The organism is Brachybacterium sp. UNK5269 (assembly GCF_049266655.1).
In the GTDB taxonomy this organism is placed as follows: domain Bacteria; phylum Actinomycetota; class Actinomycetes; order Actinomycetales; family Dermabacteraceae; genus Brachybacterium.
In genome coordinates this window covers 150,500-169,951 of the sequence record NZ_CP184883.1, presented here as the reverse complement: position 1 = coordinate 169,951, position 19,452 = coordinate 150,500, and the positions used below count along the sequence as shown (strand labels likewise).

The following is a 19,452-nucleotide window of genomic DNA, read 5'->3' as shown; positions in this document are numbered from 1 at the left end:
TCTTTCCGGAGCAGTGGTCCTCGCCGCGGTGGCGCGTCCATGGCGCCTACGACCAGCAGCGAAGCTTTCTGTCCATTTTCGTTGTCTTTCATGGCCGGGACCACGGGTTGACCCGGATGGCTCGGTAGGTCTACCTTAACGGAACAGACAGCAGTTTCCGAAATCTTTTCGGCATAGCCGCCGAGCATCGAACTGGAGCACAGCAATGAAGCCTGTCACCCGCCGCGCGACCCTCGCCGGCCTCGGCATCTCGATCCCCGCCCTCGTCACCCTCAGCGCCTGCGGCGGCGGCACCCAGCCCGCGGGCGGCGGCGGCTCGCCCTCGAGCCTGTCCGTGTGGGCCCTCACCGGCGCCAAGCAGGACACCTACCAGCTGTCCTTCGACTCCTGGAACGAGGCGAACCCCGACAACCCCTTCGCCTCCGAGTACTTCGCCAACGACTCCTACAAGGAGAAGATCCGCACCGCGATCGGCTCCGGCAACGCCCCCACCCTGGTCTTCAACTGGGCCGGCGGCACCCTGGCCGACTACGTCGCCAACGAGTCCGTGGTGGACCTGACCGGCAAGGTCGACGAGGTCCTCTCCCGCACCATCGACTCGATCGCCGGCGTGGCGCAGGTGGACGGCAAGCAGTACGGCGTCCCCAACAACGACACCCAGCCGGTGATCCTGTACTACAACACCGAGCTGTTCGAGAGCAACGGCGTCACCCCGCCCACCACCTGGGCGGAGCTGATGAGCGCGGTGGAGACCTTCAAGGCCGCCGGCATCACCCCGATCTCGCTGGCCGGCCAGAGCGTCTGGCCCGAGCTCATGTACATCCAGTACCTGACCGACCGCATCGGCGGGGAGGGCGTCTTCCAGAACGTGCTCGCCGGCGAGGCCGACGCCTGGTCCGACCCGGCGATCACCGCCGCCCTCGAGCGGATCGTCGAGCTGGTCGACGCCGGCGCCTTCGGCTCCAACTTCGGCTCCGTCGCCGCCGACGCGGGCGCCGACGCGGCCCTCGTCCACACCGGCAAGGCCGCCATGCTCCTGCAGGGCAGCTGGGTCTACGGCACCTTCAAGCAGGACGCCCCGGACTTCGTGGCCGACGGCAAGCTCGGCTTCCTGAACTTCCCGTCCGTCGAGGGCGGCACCGGCGACCCGGCCAACGTGGTGGGCAACCCCGCCAACTACTGGTCCGTCTCGGCCGACGCCGAGCCGGAGGTCCAGGAGCTCGCCATCCAGTACCTCAACGAGTTCAACCTCAACGAGGAGATGGTGGACAGCTTCCTGAGCATCGGCGCGATCCCCGCCGTCCAGGGCATCGAGGACAAGCTGCCCGAGCTGGACGACGGCGACTTCCTGTCCTTCGCCTACGACATGGTGCTCAGCGCTCCCCACTTCCAGCTCTCCTGGGACCAGGCGCTCGCGCCCGCCCCCGCGCAGGAGCTGCTGACCAACCTCTCGCAGGTCTTCCTCGGCGAGAAGGAGCCGGCCGACTTCGTCGCCGCCATGAACGCGACGCTCGCCTCATGACCACTGCGCAGTCCCGTCCATCGGATCCCGGCGTCCACGAGGAGCACGGCTCCTCGCGGGCGCCGGCCCCGGGCACCCGGCGCGGTGCGCTGCGGACCGCCCCGAGCAACTGGCTGCTCGCCCCCGCCCTGAGCTTCTTCGGCGTCTTCGCCCTGCTGCCCCTGGCCGGTGTGGTCGTGCTGTCCTTCTTCGCGTGGGACGGCCTGGGCACGCCCCAGTTCGCCGGGTTCGACGCGTGGTTCTCGGTCTTCCAGAACCCGGTCACGCTCAACGCGATGAAGCTGACGGTGCTGATGACGGTGCTGAGCTACGTCGTGCAGTTCCCGCTCAGCCTGCTGCTGGGCGCCTTCATGGCGGGCCACCAGCGCTACCGCGAGGCGTTCTCGGTGCTGTACTTCCTGCCGCTGCTGTTCTCGGCGGCGGCGACCGGCATCGCCTTCAAGGCGCTGCTGGACCCGAACTTCGGTCTCTCGCGGGCCTTCAGCGCGGACTTCCTGCGCCAGGACTGGCTGGGCTCGCCGAACCTCGCGTTCTACACGCTGATCATGGTGATCTCGTGGTCCTTCGTGCCGTTCCACTCCCTGCTCTATCAGGCGGGCGTGCGGCAGATCCCGACCTCGATGTACGAGGCGGCCACGCTGGACGGCGCGGGGCGGGTGCGGCAGTTCTTCAACGTCACCCTCCCGCAGCTGAAGTACACGATCGTCACCAGCTCCACCCTGATGCTGGTGGGCTCGCTGACCTACTTCGACCTGATCTTCATCCTCACCGGCGGCGGCCCGGGCAACGCCACGCGCGTGCTGCCGCTGGACATGTACCTCACCGGCTTCCGGTCCTACCAGATGGGCCCGGCCAGCGTGATCGCCGTGCTGCTGATCGCCGTGGGCCTGCTGATGTCCCTCGGACTGAACCGGATCTCCGGAGCCGACAAGATGGAAAGCCAGATGGAGGGCGCCTGAGATGAAGACCCGTACCCCCAACGTCATCGGCGGCACCCTGGGCTTCCTGTGGCTGCTCGTCATCCTGGTGCCGATCTACTACATCGTGGTCACCAGCGTCCGTCCCCGCGAGGACTACTTCAGCGCCAACCCGCTGTCGCTGCCCACCGAGTTCACCCTCGAGCCGTTCCGGTACGTGCTGGAGAACGAGTTCCTGCGCTACTTCACCAACAGCGTCATCGTGACCGTGGTGACCACGGTCGCCGTGGTGACGGCCTCGCTGATGGCCAGCTACGTGATCGTGCGCAGCCGCACCCGGCTGGCGCGGTTCAGCCAGCGCCTGTTCCTGCTGGGCATCGCCATCCCGCTGCAGGCCACCATCATCCCGATCTACTACCTGATCGTGCAGATGGGCCTGTACGACACCCTGTGGGCGCTGATCCTGCCCAGCATCGCCTTCGCGATCCCGATCACCGTGCTGATCCTGACGAACTTCCTGCGGGACGTCCCCAAGGAGCTCTACGAGTCGATGACCGTGGACGGCGCCTCGGACTGGCAGATGTTCCGCTCGCTGGTGCTGCCGCTGGCCAAGCCCGCCGTCGTCACCGTCGGCATCTACGACGCCCTGCAGGTGTGGAACGGCTTCCTGTTCCCGCTGGTGCTCACCCAGAGCGCCGACAAGCGGGTGCTGCCGCTGTCGCTGTGGGCGTACCAGGGCGAGTTCACCACCAACATCCCCGCCGTGCTCGCCGCGGTGATGCTCTCGGCGCTGCCGATCCTGGTGCTGTACATCTTCGGCCGTCGCCAGCTGATCAGCGGCCTGACCGCCGGCTTCTCCAAGTGAGGCCCTGCTGACGCAGCAGGTCCCCCACCCCACGACCCGCTCTCGACGAAGGGCCCCCGTGCACCAGCTCCTGCATGTCTCCATCTCCGGTTCCGACGACGCCGACGGCTCGCCCGGCGCCCCGCTGCGCACCATCGGCCGCGCCGCCGAGCTGGTCCGCCCCGGCGGCACCGTCCGCGTCCACGCCGGGGTCTACCGCGAGTGGGTCCGTCCGCAGCACGGGGGCCTCAGCGAGACCCGCCGCGTCACCTTCGAGGCGGCGCCCGGTGAGCACGTGGTGATCACCGGTTCCGAGCCGGTCGCCGACTGGCAGCGGGTCGAGGGCGACGTCTGGCGCACGGAGGTCCCCAATGCGCTGTTCGGCGACTGGAACCCCTTCGCCGAGCCGGTCCGCGGGGACTGGCTGGTGCGCCCCTTCGACGAGCCCCGTCACGTCGGCGACGTCTACGTGCGCGGCGTCTCCGGGTACGAGGTCGACTCGGCCGAGGCCGTCGCGATCCCGGTGGAGCGGGCCGAGGTGCTCGACGACTGGACGGGCCTGACCGTCCCGGTCCCGCGGCCCGAGTCCGCGCCCTACCAGTGGCATGCGGCTGTCGGGGCTGAGACCACGGTCATCACCGCGCTGATGCCGGGGGTGGATCCCACGGCGGAGCTGGTCGAGATCAGCGTGCGCCGCTCGGTGTTCTTCCCCACCGAGCACCACGTGGACTTCGTGACCGTGCGCGGCTTCGAGCTCTGCCACGCCGCCACTCCGTGGGCCCCGCCGACGGCCGACCAGCCGGGACTGATCGGGCCCAACTGGGCTAAGGGCTGGATCATCGAGGACAATCACATCCACGATGCGAAGTGCTCGGCGATCTCGCTGGGCAAGGAGCGCACCACCGGGCACAACTACTCCACCGAGCGGGGCGACAAGCCCGGCTACCAGTACCAGCTGGAGTCGGTGTTCAGCGCCCTGCAGATCGGCTGGGACAAGGAGCACATCGGCTCCCACGTGGTGCGCCGCAACACGATCCACGACTGCGGGCAGAACGGGATCGTCGGCCATCTGGGCTGCGCGTTCTCCGTCATCGAGGACAACCACATCTTCCGGATCGGCACCAAGCGCGAGTTCTTCGGTCACGAGATCGCCGGCATCAAGCTCCACGCCGCGATCGACACCCGGATCGAGCACAACCGCCTCCACGACTGCAACCTCGGCCTCTGGCTGGACTGGCAGACCCAGGGCACCCGCATCACCCGCAACGTCTTCCACGGCAACTCCCGGGACCTGTTCGTCGAGGTCAGCCACGGCCCCTACGTGGTGGACCACAACCTGCTGGCCTCACCGGCCGCGATCGAGGACCGCGCCCAGGGCGGCGCCTACGTGCACAACCTGATCGGCGGCACCGTGCAGGTGGAGCCGGTGGTGGACCGCGCCACGCCGTACCACGTGCCCCACAGCACCCAGGTCGCCGGCTTCGCAGTGACCGCCGCGGGCGACGACCGCTTCATCGGGAACCTGTTCCTGGGCGATCCGGAGCGGCCCTCCTTCGACCCGGAGGGCTACTTCGGGCTGGTGCCCCCGCAGTACGGGCTGGCCGTGTTCGACGCGCATCCGGAGTCCTTCGCGGCGTACCTCGCCTCGGTCCCCCACGACCCGGCGAAGGACCATCAGCGCTTCATCGCCCCGCCGCAGCCCGTGTACATCGCGCGCAACGTCTACGCGGCGGGCAATGAGCCCTACGTCCGCGAGAGCGACCCGGTGCGGCTCGAGGGGCCGGTCCCCCTCGCGCTGCGCGAGGACGGCGAGGAGCTGCACCTGGAGATCACGGTGCCCGCCGCGCTCGCCCGCGCCACCCTGGGCCCCATCACCGGCACCGACCTCGAGCACGTGCGCTTCGCGGGCGTCGACTTCGAGGAGGACGACGGCTCGCCGGTGCGCATCGAGCGGGACCTGCTGGGTGCGCTGCGGGACGAGGACTCCGTCACCGGACCGTTCGCGGGACTGCGGGAGGGCGAGAACTCGATCCGCCTCTGGTGAGGCCGTGCTCCGGGGCTCACGCGGCGAGCTCCAGGACGCTGCGGCAGAGGAGGTCGACGCAGTCGGCGAGGCGGAATCCGGCCCCGCCCGTGGTGGCGGCGATCCGCTCGGGATCATCGTCGCGGGGCCCCACGACGCGATGTGCCTCCGCGCCGGGGCCGGCCTGATCGAGAGCAATCTTGGGGTGGCTGACCCGCAGGTGCTCGAGCATGGCGGGCCAGCGCGCCTGGACGGGTCGTCCGGAGGCGTCGACGACCCGGAAGCGCGGGGCGTGCGGCGCGGCGCCGGTCTGGTCGCGGACCAGCCGCAGGCCCCCTCATGCACCATCACGTGATGGCGACGGCACAGCAGCGCCAGCCCCTCGATGTCCGTGCGACCGCCCTCCGACCAGGGCGTGGTGTGATGCGCGTCGAGGTGGCGCAGCTGATGGCAGCCGGGGAAGGTGCAGGTGGTGTCGCGCAGGCGCAGGGCGCGGCGCTGTGCGCGGGAGGCCAGGCGCCGCGACCTGCCCAGGTGGAGGATCTCGCCCCCGGCATCGGTGATCGCGATCGCGACCTTGCCGGTGCAGGCCAGGCGCTCGACGGTGCGGGTCTCCAGGGGACCTTGACCGAGGATCCCGCAGCGCTCGGGGAGGCCGACGGGACCACCCGGAGCGGCCGTCGGCGGACTGGACGTTCCCGCGGGAACGTCCCGGCTGAGGGACTCCGCGCTGACCTGGACGACCACCAGATGGCGATCCTCGCCGGAGCGGTCATCGGGCGCTGCGTCGAGATACGTGCGCGCGATGCCCACCAGGGCGTCGGCGCTGCGCTGCTCGAGCGTCGGAACGGTGGACGCCTCTGCCGCGAGCACCGCGGCGGGATCGGTCGCCTCTGCCCCGGCCGACGGGTCAGCCGCGTCGACCACCCCGGCCGCCGGGTCACCCGCGTCGACCCGCTGCGGGCAGTCCGCCGGAGTCGGGTCGTGGCCGTCGCGAGCGAGGGCGAGGTCGAGCGCGGTGATCAGCTCGGCCCCCATCTCCGCCGGCAGCACGGCGCGGATCTCGACCATCCCGTCGTCGCGGACCTGCCAGCGCGCCTGCCGCGCCGCATCCTGACCGAGCCGGCTGCCGTCGACCGCGCGGAAGGAGGAGACGGTGCGCGCCAGCTGCGCGGCGGTCATCCCCCGCGCGAGGTCGACCAGCACCGCCTCCTCGACCCGGTCGGCGACCCGGGTGATCTCGCGGACCTTCGAGTAGGACAGGCGTCCGAGCCGGAACTCCGCCACCGTCAGCGGCATCGTCCGCAGCGCCCGCGCCACCCGGACGTGCTCCCGGGCGGTGCCGGGCGACATCGAGCACGCCCAGGCCAGCCAGTGCGCCGTCGACTTCAGGCCTACGAACCAGCCCACCCCGCCGCGCGCATCGAAGTCGCCGACCATCAGCAGCAGCGCGCAGGTGGCCTCGGCGATCGTCGCTGCCTGCTGCTGGATCCGTCGGCCCAACGACTCGGCATCGGAGCGGGTGAGGCGGGCGGGGGGACCGGACTCGCCGGTGCCCGGAGTCGGCGGGGTGCTCGTCATGGCTGGCTCCAACCTGCAGGGGATCGGGACTCCAGCACCACTGGACCACTCGAGCACGACACACGAGGCCTGAACCCGGCCGGTGTGGATCGTCGCCCGCTGGGGAGGAGAGAACGCGTCTTGGGGAGGAGAGAACGCGTCGAGCCGGGCTCAGCGGCCGAGCGCGGCGTACTCCGATCCGAGCGTCAGGTACTGACTGTCCCAGACGTCCATGCCCGGGATCGCGCTCCCGGTGACGGCCGCGGTCAGGCGGTCCAGGTACCACTCCCAGCCGGGGCCGACGTCCGCCAGCATCGCGGCGGGCAGGTCGTGGTGGCGCAGGGTGAGGCGGGTGGCGGGGCCCCCGCGGCGTCGGCGTCGGCCAGCTCCACCGACAGCCGCCAGGTCTCCTCCCCCACCGCAGAGCTGACGCTGAGCAGGCGCCCGGTCTCGCAGGCGTGGATCGTGAACTCCTCGGCCTCCGTCGCGCCGGGCTCCGCGGTCATGGTGACCTCGACGCGGCCCATGGCGGGGTCCCCGGCATAGGTCCCGTACCAGGTGGCGAGCAGCTCCGGATCGGCGAGATGGTCCCAGATCAGCGAGCGTGCGACGGGGACGGTGCGGGTCAGGACGAGGTCGTGGCCGCCGGGGGCGACGGCGCCGGTGATGCTCATCGGTCTCCTCGGGTGGCGGCGCTGCGTGCGCCGAGGTGGGGCGGGGCGGGAGTCCGATCATGCCCCTGGCCGCGCCCGGCGTCGAGCCCCGGACCGGCGCTCAGCGCGGCGCGGCGCCCGCGCACCGGCCCAGGGTGCCGCGCGGGAGCACCGGCAGCGCGGGCTGGGCGATCTGCAGGGTCTCGGGCGGGCTCGCGAGCAGCGCGGTGGCCACGAGTCCCACATCGACGCCCAGCTGATGCGGCTGGCGGTCGACCGCGGCGATCGCCGGCTCATGCGTCTGGCAGGCGGGCGAGTCGTCCCAGGCCACGATCGACAGCTCCTGCGGGACGCGGATGCCCGCCGCGAGCGCCCGCTCGCAGCCGGCGATCGCCATCGCATCGTTGTCGAAGATGATCACCGAGGGCCGCACGGGGCCGTCCAGGAGCGCCTGCGTGCCCGCGGCGCCGCTGGCCGCGCTGTAGTCGCCCTGGGCGACCAGCACCGGCAGGTCCTGCTCGCGCATGACCTCCTCGTAGGCCTCGCGTCGCCAGCGGCTGTGCAGCAGCTCGAGGGGACCTCCGACGTGGCCGATGGCCTCGTGCCCGCGCTCGCGGAGGTCCTGCAGGAGCCGCCGCATGGTGCCGCCGTTGTCGTCGGTGACGCGGGGGGAACCCGGGCACTGCCGCTCGTCGCCGATCACGACGTACGGCAGCCCCAGCGCCTCGACCGTGCGCGGTCGGGCATCGTCCTCCTGCAGGTCCTTGAGGACCACCACGGTCCCGAGGCCCTGCTCCGCCCAGTGGCGCAGCGCCTCCAGCTCCTCCTCGACGTCCCGCGCGACCCGGCTGAGGACGCCGTGCCCGCGGGGCACCGCGGTGGCCTCCAGGCCGTGCAGCACCTGGGTGTAGAACTGCTCCGAGCGCGCCGACCACACCGAGTCGGGGATCGCGATGCAGATCGTGCCCACGGCGGCTCCTCCCCCGGCCTCGTCGGCGCTCAGGCCGTCGGGACCCGGGAGCCGGCCCGGGCCAGCAGGTCGTTGGCGCTGACCAGGACCTCCGGCGCCAGGAACGCCTCCGGCGCGACGCCGGCGCCGGTGCGGATCCGCAGCGTCGTCGTCTCCCCGGGCAGCAGGGTGAGCAGCTGGCGCTCGGCGACCGCGTCGGGATCGACCTTGTCGGCGAGCACGCAGAGGTCCCGGACGGTGCTGCTCGCGCTCAGCGTGAGCTCGACCCCGCCCTCGACCGCTGCCGCGCTCGCGGTGAGCGCCCCACCGGCGAGCGCGGAGTCGCGGTCCTCGGCGAAGAAGTGCACGGTGCGCCGGGCCGTCGTCCCCGAGCTGGGCCACGAGCACCTCCGAGGCGGAGTCCGCGGGGGCCGCGAGCGGCCCGGGGACGGCGATGGTGGCGGCGGAGCGGGGGGCGACGTCGACGTCGATCCCGGCCTCCTCGAGCACGGTTCCGTCGTGGTCCTGGCGCCGCAGGCGCAGGCGGCCGACGAGGCGCTCGTCGGAGTCGTTGCCGATGCTCACCACCGGGCCCTCGGGGCGGGGTTGCACGCTCAGCAGCAGCGGGGCGTAGAGGTCCCGCAGCGCGTACCAGAGCAGCTTGCGGCGTCGGTCGCCGTCCACGGCCGCCCAGGAGGTGACCGGCCAGCAGTCGTTCAGCTGCCACACGATGGTCCCGCCGCAGATCGGCCAGTGGGAGCGGTAGTGGCCGATGCCGCAGATCAGGGCCCGGGCCTGATTGAGCTGGGTGGCGAAGTGGAAGTCGTCGAAGCCCTCGACGGGCGGCAGGTGCGGGGCCATGCCGCGGCGCAGCTTGTCCTGCCCGCGCACCGCCTTCTGGTGGGAGAGCATCGCCGGGGAGTCCTCGTCCAGCGGCCGCTCGCTGATCGCCCGGGCGACGGTCGCGAAGTTCGCGGGGCCCTGGTAGCCGAACTCCGCGGAGAAGCGCGGGACCGTGTCGCGGTAGCGGAGGTAGTCGTTGTCCTCCTCCGAGGCCCACGCCACCCAGTTGTGGACGGTGCCGTGGTCGGGGTTCCGGGGGTCCTCCGGGAGCGGCCGGGAGAAGGGGCTGGTGGGCGTGTAGCTGCGGGTGGGGTCGAGCTCCGCGAGCAGGGCGGGGAACAGCTCGGTGTAGTAGCCGAGGCCCCAGGCGGTGCCCGCGGGCAGGGTGTCCTTCCAGCCCCAGTGGTAGTAGCCCTCGACGTTCTCGTTGCTGCCGTTCCAGTGGATGAGGGAGGGGTGCCAGGCGAGCCGGACGATGTGCTCACGCGCCTCGGCCTCGATCTCGCTGCGCAGCGGGTCGAGCTCGGAGTAGGCGGCGCAAGCCATCGTGAAGTCCTGCCACACCAGGATCCCCAGCTCGTCGCACAGGTCGTAGAGCAGCTCGGACTCGTACAGCCCGCCGCCCCAGATGCGCAGCATGTTCATCCCGGCCTCGACCGCATCGTCCACGCTCGCGCGGTAGTCCTCCGGGCCCAGGCGGGTCGGGAAGCAGTCGTCGGGGATCCAGTTGGCGCCCTTGGCGAGGATCGGCCGGCCGTTCACGGTCACGGTGAAGGAGGTGCCGATCTCGTCGGGCTCCTCGAGGACCCCGGCGGTGCGGAAGGCGATGCGGTGCTCGCGGTGGTCCAGGAGGGCGCCGGCGGCGTCGCGCAGCTCGAGGCGGACCGCGTACAGGGGCTGCTCGCCGTAGCCGCGCGGCCACCACAGCGCGGGATCGGCGGTGGTGAGCGCCAGGTCGAGCGCGTCCTCCCCGTCCTCGCCGACGGCGGCGGAGCTGCGGGTCAGCTCCCGGCCCTCCGGATCGAGCAGCAGCGCAGTGACTTCGAGGCCACTGAGGTCCAGGAGATCCGCGCGCTCGATCTGCGCGTGCAGCGCGACGGTGCCCTCGGCGTCGTCGACCATGACCCGGGGGCGGACCTCGGCCAGGCGGGCGTCGGCCCACTCCTCGAGCGCCAGCTCGCCGGCGATGCCGCTGGTGACCAGGACCGGACCCCAGTCCCAGCCGAAGTTGCAGGCCATCTTGCGCAGCGCGTTGTAGGGCAGGTCGTTGCCGACCACCGGCAGCTCGCCGAGCACCTCCATGTTCTCGCGGGCGGTGCGCAGCGGGGAGGCGAAGCGGATCTCCAGCACGTTCTCCCCGTCCCGCAGGAGGTCGGTGACGTCGAACCGCCAGGAGCGGTGCTGGTTCTGCACGCTGGCCACCCGGGCGCCGTTCAGCACGATGGTGGCGGCGGTGTCGAGGCTCGCCGCCACCAGGTCGACCCGCCCCGCGGCCAGCCCGGTCTCGCGGGTGAAGACGGTGCGGTAGAGGACGTCGCACTCCCCCGTCCAGGCGAGGTCGTGCTCGTTCTGGTCGAGGTAGGGATCGGGGATCAGATCGGCGGCCAGGAGGTCGGTGATGAGGGTGCCGGGCACGGTGGCCGGGACCTCGCGGACCGGGAACGGGGCGGGCCCGTCGGTGATGCTCAGCGTCCACCCGTCGTGGAGCAGTCGGCGCCGCGGCCCCGCGGCGCGGGCGGCGTGGGTGGTGCGGACGGGATGGCCGAGGGCGGCGGGGGTGGTCACAGCGTGTTCTCCATGTCGGCGAGATGGTCGGGCATGGGGACGCCGCGGCGGCGGGCCTCGGCCAGGAAGCGGGGGTTGTTGCCGGGTTCGGGGGCGGCGATCAGCAGCTGCTTGGTGAACTCGGCCTGCGGGTTCAGGATCACCTCGTCGGCCGGTCCCCGCTCGACGACCTCCCCGCGGTACATCACCAGGATCTCGTCGGAGAAGTGCCGGGCGGTGGCGAGGTCGTGGGTGATGTAGAGCATCGCGAGGTTCTCCTCCCGCTGCAGGCGCGCGAGCAGGTTCAGCACCCCCAGTCGGATCGACACGTCGAGCATCGAGACGGGCTCGTCGGCGATCAGCACGCTCGGCTCGGGGGCCAGGGCCCGGGCGATCGCGACCCGCTGGCGCTGGCCGCCGGAGAGCTCATGGGGCCGACGGTCGATGAACTGCTCGGCCGGGGAGAGGTTCACGCGCTCCAGCAGCTCGAGCACCTTCGCGCGCACGGTCCGCTTGGTGGCCTTGCCGTGCAGGAGCAGGGGCCTCTCGATGTGGTGGCCGATGCTGTGGAAGGGGTTCAGCGAGGCGAAGGGGTCCTGGAAGACCATCTGCACCTCGTCGCGGTACCGGGCCAGCGCCCGACCGCGGGTGCCGATGGGGGCGCCGTCCAGGGAGATGGTGCCCGCGGTCGGCCGCTCCAGCTGGGCGATGAGCTTCGCGATCGTCGACTTGCCCGATCCCGACTGACCCACCAGGGCGACGGTGCGGCCGGGGCGCAGCTCGAAGTCCACGCCCTTGACGGCGCGCAGCCGCGTGAAGCGGAGCCCGTCGCGCAGGGTGTACGTCTTGTCCAGGCCGGACACGGTGAGGGTGGTCATCAGCCCTCCTTCTGGTCGAAGCCGGCGCGCACGAAGTCCCCGGTCTTGCCCGTCAGCGACGGGAAGGAGCCCAGCAGCCGGCGGGTGTAGGGGTTCTGCGGGGTGAAGTAGAGGTCCTCGGCGGTCTCCAGCTCGACGATCTCGCCCTGCTTCATCACCGCGATGCGGTCGGAGATCTCCAGCAGCATCGGCAGGTCGTGCGTGATGAAGACGACCGCGAACCCCAGCTCCTGACGGAGCCGGAGGATCTCCTGCAGGATCTCCCGCTGCACCACCACGTCGAGCGCGGTGGTGGGCTCGTCCATGATCATCAGCTGCGGGTCCAGCGCCAGGGCCATCGCGATCATCACGCGCTGGCGCATGCCGCCGGAGAGCTCATGGGGGTAGGCGGCCAAGCGGGAGGGGTCCACGCCCACCCGCTCCAGCAGCTCCTCGCTGCGGCGGCGCCGCTCGGTCGCCGACATCTGGGGGCGGTGGGTGGTGAACACGTCCCCGATCTGGGTGGCCACGCTGAGGACGGGGTTCAGGGAGTTCATCGCCCCCTGGAACACCATCGCGACCTGCGACCAGCGGAAGGCGCGCAGCTGCTCACCGGCCAGTGCGAGCACGTCGACATCGTCCCCGGAGGTGGCGTCGTGGAAGGTCACCGAGCCGGAGACGATCCGGGCGGGCGGCCGGTGCAACTGGTTCAGCCCGTAGGCGAGGGTCGTCTTGCCGCAGCCCGACTCCCCGGCCAGGCCCAGGATCTCCCCGCGGCGCAGGGTGAAGGAGGCGTCCTTGACGGCGTGGACCGGGTTCTCGACCTCGTAGACGATGTTGAGGTCGCGGACGGTGAGGATCGGCTCCTCGAGCAACGGGGAACCGTGCGCGGCGCGATCGGCCTCGAGGGTGGGGTGCAGATCGGGCTCGTCGGCCAGGCCCTTGGCGACGACGGTGGCGGTGACGACGTTCGGGTCGGGTTCGTGCGCCGGGTGGTCCGGGGGCACGGGCCCGGTGAGCGGGGTGCTCATGCGGGGACCTCCTGCTGCTCCTGCTGCTGCGCGGCGTCGGCCTGGCGGACCCGACGGGCCTGCTTCGGCGCGGTGCGCAGACGCGGATTGATGATGCCGTCGATCGAGAAGTTGATGAGGGACAGACCGCAGCCGAGCATCGCGATCATCAGGCCCGGCGGCACGAACCACCACCAGGCGCCGAGGGTCAGGGCCTGGGCGTTCTGCGCGTAGTAGAGCATCGAGCCCCAGGTCTGGGTGCCGACCACGCCGAGGCCGATGAAGCTCAGCCCGGCCTCGCCGAGGATCGCGGTGATCAGCGCGAACACGAAGCCGCTGGACATCACCGGCAGCAGGTTCGGCAGGATCTCCACGGCGATGATGCGGTGGGCCTTCTCACCGGCGATCTTCGCGGCCTGCACGTAGTCGCGGGTGCGGATGGAGAGGGTCTGGCTGCGCAGCACACGCGCCGACGCCGCCCAGGAGGTGATCGCCAGGATGAAGGCGATCAGCAGCAGACCGCGCTGCTCGACGTAGGAGCCGATCACGATCATCAGGGGCAGGCCCGGGAGGATCAGCACGACGTTGGTGAACAGCGAGAACAGCTCGTCGAGCCAGCCGCCGAGGTAGCCGCCGAGGATCCCGAAGAACGCCGAGAGCAGCAGCGCCAGCGAGGCGACGATGACGCCGACCAGCAGGGAGCCGCGGGTGGCGTAGGCGAGCTGGGCCAGCACGTCCTGGCCGGTCTGGGTGGTGCCCAGCACGTTCTGGGCCGACGGGGGCTGCATGCCCATGCTGTCGATCGCCAGCGGGTCGGTGACGAACAGGGGGGCGATCAGTCCGAACAGGGTGATCGCGAGGACCAGCCCCGCGCCGACGATGAAGGTGGGGGTGAGCAGACGGCGCAGTCCGCCGCCGCGGGGGTTTCCGGTGGTCATGGCAGCTCCTCAACCTCGTGCCCGGGTGCGGGGGTCGATCACGCCGTAGAGCAGGTCCACGACCAGGTTGGCCGCGAGCACCGAGATGGTGATGACCAGGAACAGCCCCTGCATGAGCGAGTAGTCGTTGTTGTTGACGGCCTGGAGCATCGAGAAGCCGATCCCCGGGTAGGAGAAGACGGTCTCGACGACGATGGACCCGGAGACGACGAAGCCCAGGGAGATCGCGAAGCCGGAGACGCTGGGCAGCATCGCGTTGCGCGCGGCGTACATGAGCATCACCCGGCGCGGGGCGAGGCCCTTGGCCTCCGCGGTGAGGATATAGTCCTCGCTGAGGGTGGAGACCATCATGTTGCGCATCCCCAGCAGCCAGCCGCCCAGCGAGGACAGCACGATCGTCAGCGCCGGCAGGAAGCCGTAGTAGACGGCGTTGGAGACGAAGGGGTAGTCGAAGGCCGGCCGCACCAGGGTGACGTCGTAGCCGCCCGAGACGGGGAACAGCCCCAGGTTCACCGAGAGCACGTACACGAACAGCAGCGCGAGCCAGAAGTAGGGCACCGCCTGCAGGATCGTGGTGGCGGGGATCAGCGAGTCCAGCCAGGTGCCGCGCCGCCAGCCCGCCACGGTGCCCAGCGCCATGCCGATCACAAAGGTGATCGTCGTGGACAGGCCCACCAGCACCAGCGTCCAGGGCAGCGCCTCGCCGATCACGGTGGTCACGGGGGTCGGGAAGTAGGTCACGGAGACCCCGAGGTCGCCGGTGAGCAGGCCGCGGAGGTACTCGACGTACTGCACGACGATGCTGCGGTCGTCGTTCGCGCCGAGCATGACCTCGATCGCCTCGCGGGTGCCCGGGGAGACGGGACCGCGCAGCGCGAGCTTGGCGAGCACGGCGTCGACCGGGCTGCCGGGGAGGGCGCGGGGGATGAAGAAGTTCAGGGTGACCGCGGCCCAGAGGGCCACGAGGTAGAAACCGAGCTTGCGCAGGATGTGCACTGCTGTGCCTTTCGACGTCGCCGGGGGTGGCCGAGCTGGGGGTGCCGTCCCGGACGGGACGGCACCCCTCGCCTCACTCGACGGGCGTGACGGTCTTGAGCACCTGCGCGTTGTCCGGGGCGGACCAGGACATCGGGTAGACGTACAGGTCGTCCTGGCTGGGCCACCCGGTGAAGCGCTCGCTGCTGTACTCGGTCAGGCTCGAGCCGATCAGGACCGGGATCGCGGGCAGCGCCTCGGCCAGCTTGCGCTGGATCAGGAAGTACTGCTCCTTCTTCGCCTCCACGTCGTCCGTCGCCGACGCGGCGTCCAGCGCGGCATCGACCTCCGGATCGGAGAAGCGGGTGACGTTCTGGTAGGGGTTGCCGTTCTCCCCCACCGGCACCGTGTTCTCGGTGGAGAAGTGGTTGCGGTACGGGTAGTAGGGGTCCGGCGCGGGACCCTGGCCGACGGAGTCGAGGGTCAGCTGGTAGGTGCCGCGCGCCTTCGCGTCGTTCCACTCGTTGACGGAGACCTGCTGCGGGGTCAGCTCGATGCCCACCGACTTGTACTGCTGGGCGAGGGTGTCCAGGGCGGTGACGAAGTCGGACCAGCCGGTGGGGCAGCTGGCGGTCATCGAGACCCGCACGCCGTCCTTGGCGTAGATGCCGTCGTCCCCGAGCGCGTACCCGGCGTCCTCGAGCACCTTCTTCGCCTCGTCGATCTGTGCGGTCCACGGCGCGAGCTCGATCGAGGGGTCGATGAAGTCCTTGTCGCGATCCGGCAGGGCGTAGGCCGGGGAGATGTCGGTGCCCAGGTCGTAGAACGCGAGCTTGGACAGCTGCTCGCGGTCCATCCCGAGGTACAGGGCCCGGCGCACGGCCGGGTCGGTCTGGGGGCCCTCGCAGCCGAGGTCCGGGTTCGAGGCCGCCATCAGCGCCGCCTGCGAGAGGCCGGTGTTGGTGTACGAGAGGTTCGGGTTCGACTCGACGTGCTGGTCGAGGTCCGGGACGGACACCGACATGTAGTCGATCTCCCCGGCTCGCCACATGTCGGTCGCGGCCTGGTTCCCGGACAGCGCCAGCAGACGGACGCCGCCGATCGCCGGGACGCCCTCCTCCCAGTACTCGGAGTTCGCGTTCATCACGTAGGACTCGGTGGTGTAGTCGCCGAAGCGGAAGGCGCCGGTGCCCACCGGCTCCTCGTTGGCGTAGGTCGCGAGGTCGTCGACGTCGGCGAAGAGGTGCTCGGGGATGATCCAGGTGCGGCTGAGGGCATTGGGACCCTCGGTGTAGGACGGCTTCGGGAACGTGATCACGACCGTGGTGTCGTCCGTGGCCTCGGCGCTGGGAGCGGTGCCGGCGCCGTTCAGCGCCGGGGTGTCCTTGATCTTGGTGAAGGTGAAGGCGACGTCGTTCGCGGTGAACGGCTCGCCGTCGTGCCAGGTGACGCCCTCGCGGGTGGTGACGGTCAGCTGGGTGCCGTCCTCGTTCCACTCGAAGGTCTCGCCCAGCAGCGGGACCGGCTCCTGGTCGATCGCCTTGAGCGGATCGAAGTAGAACAGCGGCTCGTAGACCACTCCCTGGACCATCGGGACCACCGAGGGCGAATGGGGGTTGAAGTTCCGGGTGAACTCGCCGGAACCGGTGAAGGCGTTGACGATCGGGGCGCTCGCGCCGCCCGTGGTGCCCTCGCCGCCCTCCTCGAGGTTGGACTGCTGGGAGCAGGCGGACAGGGCGATGGTGCCGGTGCCGGCCACGGCGGCCAGCTTGTACAGATCTCGACGACTGAGGTGCATCGTTGCTCTCCTAGATCACGCCACTGTGCGTGAGTCGTACCGCAGGAACTTTCTTCATTCAGTTAATGAAGTAACGGTAGTGTGCGGACCGTCACGCCCGTCCGTCAAGGGCCGGGCGCCGACGCGAAGGCCACGGAAGGGTCACGAAACGCTGTCCCGGTGCCGCTGAGACCCTGGACGCGAGGACCACGAGAGCGAGAGGAGGGACCGATCATGGTCGGAGAACGACGCGCCTCGACGACCGACACGGCGATCCTCGAGGTGGTGCGCCGGCGCACCGAGACCACCCGGGTCGAGATCTCCCGCGAGCTCGGTGTCACTCCGGCCACCGTCACCTATGCCGTCAAGCGCCTGATGGCGGCCGGCCTGGTGGTCGAGTCCGGGCTCGCCGACTCCACCGGGGGCAAGCGCGCCTCGCTGCTGCGGCTCAACGACCGGGCGCGCTGGGCGATCGGCTGCACGATCGACGCCGACCGGCTCTCGGTGGTGGCGGTGGACATGACCGGGGCGCTGCGCTCGCGCGCCGTGCTGCCGCTGGACCCGGCCGCGGGGCCCGATGCCGTCGCCGTCGTCCTCGACCAGGCCCTGTCGATGATGGAGCGGGACGGGACGCTCGCCACCACCACCGGTATCGGCTTCGCCCTCCCCACCGGACGGGGCGACGGCGCCTCCGACCTGGTCAGCACCCTGTCCTCGCGGCTGCCGCACCCGACGGTGAGTGGGAGCTGCGCACTGTGCGCCGCGCTCGGCAGCTTCTGGAGCGGCGAGCAGCCGGAGCAGGGGCTGACGGCGACCGTGCACGTCGATGCCGGTTTCGGGGCGGTGCTGCTGCAGGACGGGCAGCCGCTGCGCTCCGGAGAGGGCAGCACCATGGACCATGTGTGCGTGGACCCGGCAGGTCCGCCCTGCCACTGCGGAGGCAGCGGCTGCCTGCACCAGTACGCCTCCTCGCGCGCCCTGGTCGACGCCGCGGCAGGCGTCGAGGGGCTGGCCGAGCAGCTCGGCCTCGCCCTCACCGAGCGGACGGTGGACAGCGATGCGGTGCTGATCGCGATGGCGGCCGCCCACGGCGACCAGCGCGCCGGTGAGATCCTGCACGGCGCCCTCATCGCGCTGGCCCAGGCCGCCTGGGGGCTCGCCTCGAGCCTCGGGGTGGACACCCTCGTCTTCTCCGGGGCCACCCTCCAGGCCGCGTCGGGCGTGGTGCGCGAGACCATCGGCGAGCACATCGCCGTGCGCGCCGCGGCCACCGGTCAGATGATCCGGGTGCAGGTCTCGCAGGTGCAGCCCCATCCTGGCGCCGTCGGCGCCGCGGTGCTGGCCCTGCAGACGTTCATGGACCCCCGCCCGGGGGCTCCGGGCTGAGCCCGGCCACCCGGACGCAGGCCGGCGTCCGCCCCCGGGGGGGCCGACGCCCGCCCTGCGCCGGGCCTCAGCCGCGGTGCGCCCAGAGGTCCCGCAGCAGCGCGATCTCGGCGAGATGGTGGATGAGCTCCCGGTGGATGTGGGCGACGAGGTCGGCGCGGGAGCGCTCGGCCCAGGGCCCCTCGGCCTCACCGGCCGGCAGTCGCAGGTCCTCGGCGTTCCAGGAGCGCACCCCGTCGATCCACCGCTGGTACGCCGCATCGAACTGGGCCAGGGCCTCTGCGGCGGTGGCGGCGTAGTCCCAGCTCATGTAGTCCGCGGGCGGGGCGCCGAAGTGCGCGTGGTTGCGCATCCCGAGCACGCCCACGATGAGGTGGCCGAGGCGCCAGGCGATCGTGGTCAGCGGCGCCGGCACTGGTTCGGGGTACTCGAAGTCGATGACCATCGCCCCGGAGCCGCCCTGCATCGCGGTGGGCGGCAGCGTCTCGGCGGGGACGCGCGGGTGCACGGTCCAGGCGGTGCCGGCGGAGGTCGGGTCGAAGAAGTACTCCTCGTCGGTGAGCCCGGCCAGTCGTTCCCGCACGGGACCGCGGACATGCTCCTCGATCTGGGTGAGCAGGACGGTGGGAAGGTCGGAGGGGGTGCTGGTCATGGTGATGTGTCTCCTGGAGGTCGGGGTGATGGGGTCGGGGCGATGGGGGCGTGGTGGACGGGGGTTGCGGGAGGGCGCCGCGCGGCGCGTCGGGGAGGCGGCTCACCACTCCTCGGGCGGCCAGGGCTGCCCGTCGGCGCGGGCGTTGAGGGCGTAGGCGAACTGGCCGTCGATGCTCTCGCGCAGGATGTCCGCATGGCCGGCGTGGCGGGCGAACTCCTCCACCTGGTGCATCGCGTACCAGCGCACCGTCCAGACGGTGCGCCCGGCGAACCAGGGCTCATCCGGCACGGGGAGCTCGGCGTCCGGGTCCGCGCCGCGGAGGGCATCGGCGAGCGCGTCGGCCGCCGCCTTCAGCGACGTGATCAGGGAGTCGGCGCTGTCGCCGTCCCGGACGGCTTCCGTTGCGATGGTGCCCTCCGCCTCGAGCTGGGCGGCGGTGCGCGGGCCCACCGCGCCGGCGTCGGCGATACCGGCGATCCGGGCCGCCGCCTGCTCGGCGATCAGGAGGCAGTGCCGGGCCAGCGCGCCGAGGCTCATCGCCGATGCGCTCGGGACCGCGCGCAGCTGCGCGTCGGTGAGTCCCTGCAGGGTGGTGGCGAGCTGGTGGAGCTGCTGGGCGGCGAAGGTCGCGAGCGTGTCGCGCTCGCCGGTGACCTCGGAAGTCAGGAACGGCATGGTGCCCTCGCTTCTCTGGATGCAGGACCGACGCGGGTGCCGGCCTGCTGCATGTCCGTCAGCCTGCCCCGATCGGAGGACAGCTTCTGTCCGCGAAGCGGCGC

At 71.3% G+C, this 19,452-nt stretch carries 15 protein-coding genes and 1 pseudogene; 5 read left to right on the top strand and 11 right to left on the bottom strand.

The window, feature by feature from the left end; all coding sequences use genetic code 11:
• The first annotated feature begins 205 nt into the window (after positions 1-205).
• From ACOJUI_RS00805 to ACOJUI_RS00790, 4 genes are read left to right on the top strand one after another with little or no spacing between them, the layout of a single operon-like run.
• The gene (locus ACOJUI_RS00805) at positions 206-1,522 is read left to right on the top strand and encodes an extracellular solute-binding protein (RefSeq protein WP_422116216.1); all 1,317 of its coding nucleotides are present in this window, start codon (positions 206-208) and stop codon (positions 1,520-1,522) included.
• Positions 1,519-2,481 (top strand): carbohydrate ABC transporter permease, encoded by a 963-nt coding sequence (locus tag ACOJUI_RS00800; RefSeq protein WP_422116215.1) that lies wholly within the window; start codon positions 1,519-1,521, stop codon positions 2,479-2,481. Before ACOJUI_RS00805 ends, ACOJUI_RS00800 begins: the two co-directional genes overlap by 4 nt.
• 1 nt (position 2,482) lies before the next feature.
• Positions 2,483-3,304: a carbohydrate ABC transporter permease gene (locus tag ACOJUI_RS00795; RefSeq protein ID WP_422116214.1), complete on the top strand. Its 822-nt coding sequence runs from the start codon at positions 2,483-2,485 to the stop codon at positions 3,302-3,304.
• Between the two features lie 58 nt (positions 3,305-3,362).
• Entirely contained in the window at positions 3,363-5,327 is a 1,965-nt protein-coding gene (locus tag ACOJUI_RS00790) for a right-handed parallel beta-helix repeat-containing protein (protein ID WP_422116213.1), read from the top strand.
• 16 nt (positions 5,328-5,343) lie between these two features.
• On the opposite strand, the gene ACOJUI_RS00785 is transcribed toward ACOJUI_RS00790, so the two are convergent.
• The 9 genes and pseudogenes from ACOJUI_RS00785 to ACOJUI_RS00745 form a co-directional block, all read right to left on the bottom strand.
• On the bottom strand, positions 5,344-5,538 hold the full coding sequence (locus ACOJUI_RS00785; protein WP_422116212.1) for a hypothetical protein: 195 nt from the start codon (positions 5,536-5,538) through the stop codon (positions 5,344-5,346).
• A gap of 167 nt (positions 5,539-5,705) precedes the next feature.
• A pseudogene (locus ACOJUI_RS00780) lies at positions 5,706-6,659 on the bottom strand (DUF222 domain-containing protein); the annotation flags it as partial.
• Between the two features lie 473 nt (positions 6,660-7,132).
• The gene (locus tag ACOJUI_RS00775; RefSeq protein ID WP_422116211.1) at positions 7,133-7,540 is read right to left on the bottom strand and encodes a hypothetical protein; all 408 of its coding nucleotides are present in this window, start codon (positions 7,538-7,540) and stop codon (positions 7,133-7,135) included.
• Between the two features lie 100 nt (positions 7,541-7,640).
• A complete protein-coding gene (locus tag ACOJUI_RS00770; protein WP_422116210.1) occupies positions 7,641-11,096 on the bottom strand; it encodes a glycosyl hydrolase 2 galactose-binding domain-containing protein in 3,456 nt (1,151 codons plus the stop codon).
• Positions 11,093-11,953, bottom strand: a complete 861-nt coding sequence (locus ACOJUI_RS00765; protein ID WP_422116209.1) for an ABC transporter ATP-binding protein — start codon at positions 11,951-11,953, stop codon at positions 11,093-11,095. Before ACOJUI_RS00765 ends, ACOJUI_RS00770 begins: the two co-directional genes overlap by 4 nt.
• Entirely contained in the window at positions 11,953-12,807 is an 855-nt protein-coding gene (locus ACOJUI_RS00760) for an ABC transporter ATP-binding protein (protein ID WP_422117587.1), read from the bottom strand. Before ACOJUI_RS00760 ends, ACOJUI_RS00765 begins: the two co-directional genes overlap by 1 nt.
• 152 nt (positions 12,808-12,959) lie before the next feature.
• Positions 12,960-13,880, bottom strand: a complete 921-nt coding sequence (locus ACOJUI_RS00755) for an ABC transporter permease (protein ID WP_422116208.1) — start codon at positions 13,878-13,880, stop codon at positions 12,960-12,962.
• Between the two features lie 9 nt (positions 13,881-13,889).
• The gene (locus tag ACOJUI_RS00750; RefSeq protein ID WP_422116207.1) at positions 13,890-14,876 is read right to left on the bottom strand and encodes an ABC transporter permease; all 987 of its coding nucleotides are present in this window, start codon (positions 14,874-14,876) and stop codon (positions 13,890-13,892) included.
• Between the two features lie 73 nt (positions 14,877-14,949).
• Entirely contained in the window at positions 14,950-16,653 is a 1,704-nt protein-coding gene (locus ACOJUI_RS00745) for an ABC transporter substrate-binding protein (RefSeq protein ID WP_422116206.1), read from the bottom strand.
• Positions 16,654-16,866: 213 nt separating this feature from the next.
• On the opposite strand from ACOJUI_RS00745, the gene ACOJUI_RS00740 reads away from it, so the two are divergent.
• Positions 16,867-18,018: an ROK family protein gene (locus tag ACOJUI_RS00740; RefSeq protein WP_422116205.1), complete on the top strand. Its 1,152-nt coding sequence runs from the start codon at positions 16,867-16,869 to the stop codon at positions 18,016-18,018.
• Between the two features lie 67 nt (positions 18,019-18,085).
• On the opposite strand, the gene ACOJUI_RS00735 is transcribed toward ACOJUI_RS00740, so the two are convergent.
• The gene (locus ACOJUI_RS00735) at positions 18,086-18,670 is read right to left on the bottom strand and encodes a DinB family protein (protein WP_422116204.1); all 585 of its coding nucleotides are present in this window, start codon (positions 18,668-18,670) and stop codon (positions 18,086-18,088) included.
• A gap of 102 nt (positions 18,671-18,772) precedes the next feature.
• Entirely contained in the window at positions 18,773-19,348 is a 576-nt protein-coding gene (locus tag ACOJUI_RS00730) for a DUF664 domain-containing protein (RefSeq protein ID WP_422116203.1), read from the bottom strand.
• Positions 19,349-19,452: the final 104 nt, after the last annotated feature.